This is a genomic window from Pseudomonas sp. S44 (assembly GCF_016624805.1).
GTDB lineage: Bacteria > Pseudomonadota > Gammaproteobacteria > Pseudomonadales > Pseudomonadaceae > Aquipseudomonas > Aquipseudomonas machongensis.
The window spans coordinates 1-6,972 of sequence record NZ_JACVTY010000061.1; the positions used below are offsets into that span (position 1 = coordinate 1).

General features: G+C 66.4%; 6 protein-coding genes. 2 read left to right on the forward strand and 4 right to left on the reverse strand.

What is annotated here, in order from left to right; translation table 11 throughout:
- Positions 1–124: 124 nt before the first annotated feature.
- Entirely contained in the window at positions 125–589 is a 465-nt protein-coding gene (locus IAE40_RS25470; protein WP_153773210.1) for a multidrug transporter, read from the forward strand.
- Between the two features lie 139 nt (positions 590–728).
- Entirely contained in the window at positions 729–1,541 is an 813-nt protein-coding gene (locus IAE40_RS25475; protein WP_200604065.1) for an SDR family oxidoreductase, read from the forward strand.
- Positions 1,542–1,645: 104 nt separating this feature from the next.
- Here the strand turns inward: IAE40_RS25475 and IAE40_RS25480 are convergent, their stop codons facing one another.
- From IAE40_RS25480 to IAE40_RS25495, 4 genes are all read right to left on the reverse strand, one after another.
- On the reverse strand, positions 1,646–3,094 hold the full coding sequence (locus tag IAE40_RS25480; protein WP_200604066.1) for an efflux transporter outer membrane subunit: 1,449 nt from the start codon (positions 3,092–3,094) through the stop codon (positions 1,646–1,648).
- On the reverse strand, positions 3,091–4,152 hold the full coding sequence (locus IAE40_RS25485) for an HlyD family secretion protein (RefSeq protein ID WP_063546044.1): 1,062 nt from the start codon (positions 4,150–4,152) through the stop codon (positions 3,091–3,093). The genes IAE40_RS25480 and IAE40_RS25485 overlap by 4 nt, the downstream gene beginning before the upstream one ends.
- A gap of 23 nt (positions 4,153–4,175) precedes the next feature.
- Positions 4,176–5,717, reverse strand: a complete 1,542-nt coding sequence (locus IAE40_RS25490; RefSeq protein WP_200604067.1) for an MFS transporter — start codon at positions 5,715–5,717, stop codon at positions 4,176–4,178.
- A 122-nt stretch (positions 5,718–5,839) separates the two neighbouring features.
- Entirely contained in the window at positions 5,840–6,745 is a 906-nt protein-coding gene (locus tag IAE40_RS25495; protein ID WP_065864143.1) for a LysR family transcriptional regulator, read from the reverse strand.
- Positions 6,746–6,972 lie beyond the last annotated feature (227 nt).

Consider the following 6,972-nt stretch of genomic DNA (forward strand, 5'->3'; position numbering starts at 1 on the left):
TTATCTCCCTGTAAATCGGCCCCGGGGGGCCGCCCGGCGCCCACTTGTCCCGCGATGGCGTTTTTGAGCCATGCGTCATTTCCCGCTACGATGATCGAACCGCCCAACCAAGGCCTGCACCCTCATGATCATCGGCGCCTTTCTCATCCTCACCTGGCTGGTCCTGCTACTGCGCTACCCGGCCAAGGCCCTGCCGATTTCCATGGCCGCCGTGTGCGGCCTGGGCCTGGTCGCACTGTTCGTGGTCTGGCAGGACAGCCGCGAAGCCTCGCAACTGGCCCGTCTCGATCTGCGCCTGAGCTATGCGCCCGATCAATGCCCCGCCGACCGGGCGCTGCAAGTACGAATGAAAAACGGCAACAAGGCGCCGCTCACCGAGCTGCGCTGGCGGGTTGCCGCCTACACCCCGGGCGATACGGTCAACCTTGCCGAAAACACCTATGCCGCGCCGCGCTATCGCGGGCCCGGTGAGCTGCAGCCGGGTGCCGAATGGACAGACTGCCTGCCATTGCCACCGCTGCGCTCTGGCTACCGTGCGCAGACCCTGGAGTTTCGTGCCGAGCACCTGCAAGGTACATTTGCCAATTGACCGGGCGCCTGCACCGGCCTTTTCGCGGGCAAGCCCGCTCCCACAGCCTGAGGAATTGTGCAGTACCTGTGGGAGCGGGCTTGCCCGCGAAGAGGCCGGCGCAGACGCTGTACGTCCCACCTGACAGCAGACCCTGACCATGCCCACCGTTCTTATCACCGGTTGTTCCAGCGGCATCGGCCGCGCCCTGGCCGATACCTTCCGCGATGCCGGCCACCAGGTCTGGGCCACCGCCCGCAAAGCTGAAGATGTCGAGCGCCTTGCCGGCGCTGGCTTCGTCGCCCGGCAACTGGACGTCAACGACCCTCAGGCCCTGACACTGCTGGCCGAGCAGTTGCCAGAACTCGACATCCTGATCAACAACGCCGGCTACGGCGCCATGGGCCCGCTGCTCGACGGCGGCGTCGAAGCCCTGCAGCGCCAGTTCGAAACCAATGTCTTCTCGCTGGTCGGCGTGACCCGCGCCCTGTTCCCGCTGCTGCGCCGCTCCAAAGGCCTGGTGGTGAACATCGGCAGCGTGTCCGGGGTCCTGGTCACGCCCTTCGCCGGGGCCTACTGTGCCTCGAAGGCCGCCGTGCATGCGCTCAGCGACGCCCTGCGCCTGGAGCTGGCACCGTTCGGGATCCGGGTGATGGAAGTGCAGCCCGGGGCGATCGCTTCGCAGTTCGCCAGCAATGCACAGCACGAAGCCGAACAGGTACTGGCAGCGGATTCGCCGTGGTGGCCGTTGCGCGAGCAGGTGCAGGCCAGGGCTCGCGCCTCGCAGGACAGGCCGACCCCAGCGGCGACCTTTGCCCAGGGATTGCTGGGAGCCACACGCAAGACGCCGACACCGGCGCTGGTGAGGCTGGGCAATGGCAGCACCGCCTTGCCGTTGATGGCACGGCTGCTGCCGCAGCGGTTGCTGGACAAGGTGTTGCGCAAGCGCTTCGGGTTGTTGCGGCCGCTTTGAAGCGGTGGTGGATTCTTCGCGGGCAAGCCCGCTCCCACAAGTACAGAATCGGTGCTGTCCGTCCTGTGGGAGCGGGCTTGCCCGCGAAGAATCCACCACCCGTCTCAAACCTTGTCGAACGCCTGCCAGCCGCCCCCAAGCGCCTTGTACAGCCCCACCAGCGCCTGCGAAACCGCCGCCGAGCTGTCGATCCACTGCTCTTCGCTGGCCAACAGTGCCGACTGCACGGTCAGCACGTTGAGAAAGTCCACCGCCCCTTCCACGTACTGACGCTGCGCCGTTTCCAGGGCAATGCGGTTCTGCCGCACCGCCTCGGCCAAATGGTCACGGCGCAGTTGGCTGGCGTTGTACAAGCGCAGCACATCGTCGATCTCATGCCAGGCGCCCAGCACCACCTTGCGGTAGTTCAGCGCCGCCTCCTGCTGCTGCGCCTCACGCAACTGGAGCGTGCCTTTCAGGCGGCCGCCTTCGAAGATCGGCAACGACAACTGCGGTCCGAAGGCGAAGCGCCGCGAATCCCAATTGCCGAAATCAGCCAGCTGCATCGATTGGAAGCCGGCACTCCCGGACAAGCGGATGCTGGGGTAGAAATCCGCCTTGGCCACGCCGATGCTCGCGGTGGCGGCATGCAGGCGGGCTTCTGCCTGGCGGATATCCGGGCGGCGCTCGGCCAGCTGCGAAGGCACGCCGATGGCGAACTTCTGCTCCGGCGCCGGCAACGCGCCAGCGTCCAGCAAGGTGGCCTGCAGGCTGCGCGGCGGCTCGGCCGCCAGCAGGCTCAGGGCATTGATCAGGTCATCGCGACGCGCCTGCAAGGTTGGCAGGCGCGCTTCGATGGACGCCACCTGGGCATTGGCCTGGGCGACGTCGAGGCGAGTGGCGACACCCTCGGCCTGGCGGTCCTCGGACAACTTCAGGCTGTGCCGGGCAACCTTCAGATTATCCTCGGTGACCTTGAGGGTGTGCTGCACCGCGCGCAACTGGATGTAGTCACCCGCAGTCTCGGCGAGCAGCGCCAGCAGCACGCCATTGCGGTCATTCTCGGCCACCTCGACACTGGCATCGGCCGCCTCGACCTGGCGCCGCACCCGCCCCCAGAAGTCCAACTCCCAACCCGCTACAAGATCGCCCTGCCACAGATTGAACGCCGACTTGCCCGCCTTGCCGGACGGGTCGCTCAGCCCTTCGGCGCTGTTGCGCGCGCGGCTGTAGCCCGCGTTGACATCCACCGACGGCAGCTCGTCGGCGGCGACGGTACTGCGCAGCGCCCGGCTCTGCAGCAGGCGTGCGCTGGCGATCTGCAGATCGAGGTTGCGCGCTGCGACCTGCTCGATCAACGCACTCAGCCGCGCATCATGAAAGCTGTCCCACCAGCGCAGTTGCAGCGGCTCTGCCACAGGCTGGCTCGCCGCCTGCTCGCCCTGCAGGGCGTTCCACTGCTGCGGCGCCTGGCTGTCGGGGCGCTGGAAATCCGGGCCGAGGGTGCAGCCGGCCAACAGCGCGGCGAGCAGCACTGTGGAAGCGGTTGCCGCAATGGCTGGATGGGCTTTCATCGCGCAGTCACCTCTTTGCCGGCCAGGGTGTCGCCCTGGGTATCGATGGTCGCCTCCACCGACATGCCCACACGAAGACGCTCGAGCAAAGGCTGCCCATCATCGAAGACGATCCTTACCGGAATACGCTGCACCACCTTGGTGAAGTTGCCGGTCGCGTTGTCCGGCTTCACCGCGGCGAAGGTGACGCCGGTGGCCGGCGCGATGCTCTCGACATGCCCGTGCAGGGTCTCGCCGGAGAAGGTATCGACACTGATGCGCACCGGCTGGCCGGGCTGCACATGGGTCAGTTGGGTTTCCTGGAAGTTGCCGACCACATAGGCCTGTTGCAGTGGCACCACCGACAGCAGCCGTGCGCCTGGATTGACGTAGGCGCCCACACGCAGCGCGCGTTCGCCGACCATGCCGTCCACCGGCGCGGTGATGCGGGTGTAGGAGAGGTCCAGCTCGGCTTTTTCCACGCCGGCTTCGGCGCGCTTGAGTTGGCCATCGGCGCTGGCGACCTGGGCCTGGAGGATGTCCACCTGCTTGCGCGTGGCCACCAGTGCCGCCTGGGTGTTGGCGAGTCGCGCGCGGGCCTGGTCGACCCGGCTGCGCGCCTGCTGGGCGTTCTGCACGGTGCCGGCGCCCTGCTCGGCCAGGCGGCTGTAGCGCGTCACTTCATGGTCGGCGAAACCGGCCTCGGCCTGCGCCGCCTTCACCGCGGCTTCGGCCTGGGCGATCAGCGCCGCCTGGCGCTCGAGGGTGGCGCGGGCATCGATGGCCTGCGCCTTGGCCACCAGCAATTGGGCCTGGGCGGCATCCAGTGCGGCCTGGTAGTCGCGGGCGTCGATGGTCGCCAGCAACTGGCCGGCCTTGACCTGCTGGTTGTCCTCGACCAGCACCTGCTTGATGAAGCCTGCCACCTTCGGCGCGACCACGGTGTAGTCGGCGGTGACGTAGGCGTCGTTGGTGCTCTGGCGGTGGTCGCTGCCGAACATCCAGGGGCCGACGATGGCGGCGAGGACGGCCACGGCGAGTACTGAGCCGATGAAAACTGTCTTGCGTGCTTGGGTCATGTCATTTGTCTCGAACTACAGGGTCAGGCCACCGCACGGGGCGGATAGACCCGGGTAGGCACAAAGGGAATCAGGCAGATCAGGGCCACGGCGATGCAGGCCATCACCAGGTAAAGGTCTGCCGAGGTCAGTACCAGGGCCTGTTCGTGAAGGCGCCTGGCCAGGTTCGCCGCGCCGTCGTCGAGCAGTGGCGCATTGCCCAGGCTGTCGACCAGATGGTTGGAATGAAAATGCCTGCGCAGGGTGCCCAGGACATCGAGCAGCCCGGTGGCGATCACTGCCGCCAGGCCCTTCACGGTGTTGAACCAGGCGGACGCGAACGGGCCTTCCTGCGGGGTCATGCCGTTGGTCGAGAGCATCAGCAGTGGCAGCACCGCCATCGGCTGGCCGAACACCTGCAGCAGGTAGTACGGGTAGAAATCACCGCGGATCCATTCGCTGGTGAGCAGGCTGCTGCCCACGCACGAGGCCGCCAGCATCGCCAGCCCGCTCGCCAGTACCCAGCGGCAGTCCACCGCGCGGATATTGCACAGCGCTGCGGTGAGCGGCAGCGCGATCAATTGCGGCATGGCCACCAGCATCATCAGCGGGCTGGTCTGCGCCGGGCGATAGCCCTGGATCTGCGCCAGGTACGCCGAAGGAATGCTACCCACGCCCGACACTACCACCAGCACGCCGGCCAGGGTCACCAGGGCGAAGCTCAGGTTGCGCCGCGACAACATGCGCAACTGGAAGAACGGCAAGGGCTCGGACCATTCGTTGTACATGAACAGCACCAGCAACAGCAGGCCACCGCCCAGCAGCCAGCAGATCAAGGACGAATCGAACCAGCCCCAGCGATCACCCAGCGACAGACCCAGCACGATGCTGCTGATGGCCGGCAACCCCAGCAGCACGCCGCGCCAGTCGAACTGCCTGAAGCGCTCCAGGCGCAGCGGGTCCTGCGGCAGGCCCCAACCGACGCAGATGATCGCCAGTGCCGAGGGCAGGATGATCTGCCAGAACGCCCACTGCCAGCCGACATATTCGGTCCACAGGCCCGCCAGTGGCGTGCCGAGGTTCGGCCCGAACGTGGCGGTCAGGGCATAGCAGGCCAGGCCATAGACCTTGATGTTCGGCGGCAGGAAGCGCAGCGCCACGCTCATCAGCATCGGCGGCAATGCCCCCGAGGCAAAGCCCTGGAGCACGCGCAGCAGCATCAGGCTATGCAGGTTGGGGGCCAAGGGCTGGACCAGGCCCAGCACGGCGAACAGGCCAATGGCTGTCATGGTGAAGCGACGCAGCGAGAAGGTGGTGGCCAGCCAAGGTGCGAAGGCCATGGCCGAAACCGATGCAGCGGCATACACCGCCACCAGCCAGGCCCCCTCGTCGGCACCGATGCCCATGGCGCCGCGGATATCGGCCAGGGAAATCTTCGTCACCGCCTCGTTGAGCCCGGCGCAAAGCACCGCCAGCAACACACCGAACAACCCCACCACCACGCGCAGGCCGAATGGCGTCTGCGCGGGCGCAGCAGCCACCGGGGCGGCAGCGAGTGCAGCGGCGGGTGCGCTCAGGGAACTCATTTCTAGACATCTCCAGCAACATTTTTCAGCTGTGGGAAGTCTAGGGGCGGGCAATGCTTACGAAAACTGACTTGTTGGCAGCTTTATATTGCGCCAGACGCAATCCGCTTTCACTGCCGGCCTCAAGGCTCGGTCCCGCAACACGCCTTCAGCGTGCGCCGCAGCCACCGATGCGCCGGGTCATTGTCGAAGCGTGGATGCCAGGCCTGCATCACCCGCACCTTCTCCAACTCCACCGGAATCTCGAACGAGCGCAGCGGCAGCCCGAACTTCAGCACATTGCCGAGGATATTCGCCGGCATCGGCAGGATCAGGTCCGAATCCGGCAGGGAGAACATCGCCGAGTGGAAACTCGGGGTGATCAGCGACACCCGCCGCTGCAATTTGTAGTTGCTCAGCTCCACGTCGATCGGCCCGTTGGCCCGCCCGCGCCGCGACACGCTGATCTGTGGATAGCGAGCGAAGCGCTCGGGGGTGATCGGCGCGTCGAAGATCGGATGGTCGTCCCGCGCCAGGCCCACGAAGTGCGTATCGAACAGATGCTGCACCTTGATCTCCGGCCCCAGTTCGATGCTCGAACTCACCACCAGGTCGATCTGCCCGTGGCGCAGCACGAGGTCGTCATCGCCATGGGCTTCCGGCACGAAACGCAGCACCGTGCGCGGTGCCTCGGCCAGCATCATGTGCAGCAGGCGCGCGCCATACAGGGCGACGAACAGGTCATTGGTGCGGATGTTGAAAGCGCGCTCCAGGTTCGGCAGGTCGACGTCCTCGCCGCTGTTGAACACCAGCCCGGCCTGCTCGACCAGCGCCCGCACCTGGTCACGCAGGGCCAGCGCGCGGGGTGTCGGCACCAGGCCGCGCCCGGCGCGCACCAGAATCGGGTCGCCCAGCGCGTCGCGGATGCGTCCCAGTGTACGGCTCATCGCCGCCGGACTCAGGTTCATGCGCTGCGCAGCGCCCACCACACTGCCCTCGTCGAGCAGGGCATCGAGGGCGACAAGCAGGTTCATGTCCGGGAGTTGCATGGCCGTTTTCCGTGGCGAGTGTGGGAAACGCGATGGTAGCAGGTCGCACGATTGCGTCTGGTGCAATGACGCCGTGCGTGGGGGGCCATTTATCGAGGTTGGGGGAAGGTTCGAGAATGGTGGGGTTCTTTTCGCGGGCAAGCCCGCTCCCACAAGGATTTAGCTGGCTGTCAAATTTGAACCTGACAGTTGCTCTCACATGGCAACCAGTGGGAGCGGGCTTGCCC

Coding starts and splice junctions, on each gene's coding strand:
- IAE40_RS25490 (WP_200604067.1), bottom strand. CDS start 5,717: ATGAGTTCCCTGAGCGCACCCGCCGCTGCACTCGCTGCCGCCCCGGTG.
- IAE40_RS25495 (WP_065864143.1), bottom strand. CDS start 6,745: ATGCAACTCCCGGACATGAACCTGCTTGTCGCCCTCGATGCCCTGCTC.
- IAE40_RS25470 (WP_153773210.1), top strand. CDS start 125: ATGATCATCGGCGCCTTTCTCATCCTCACCTGGCTGGTCCTGCTACTG.
- IAE40_RS25475 (WP_200604065.1), top strand. CDS start 729: ATGCCCACCGTTCTTATCACCGGTTGTTCCAGCGGCATCGGCCGCGCC.
- IAE40_RS25480 (WP_200604066.1), bottom strand. CDS start 3,094: ATGAAAGCCCATCCAGCCATTGCGGCAACCGCTTCCACAGTGCTGCTC.
- IAE40_RS25485 (WP_063546044.1), bottom strand. CDS start 4,152: ATGACCCAAGCACGCAAGACAGTTTTCATCGGCTCAGTACTCGCCGTG.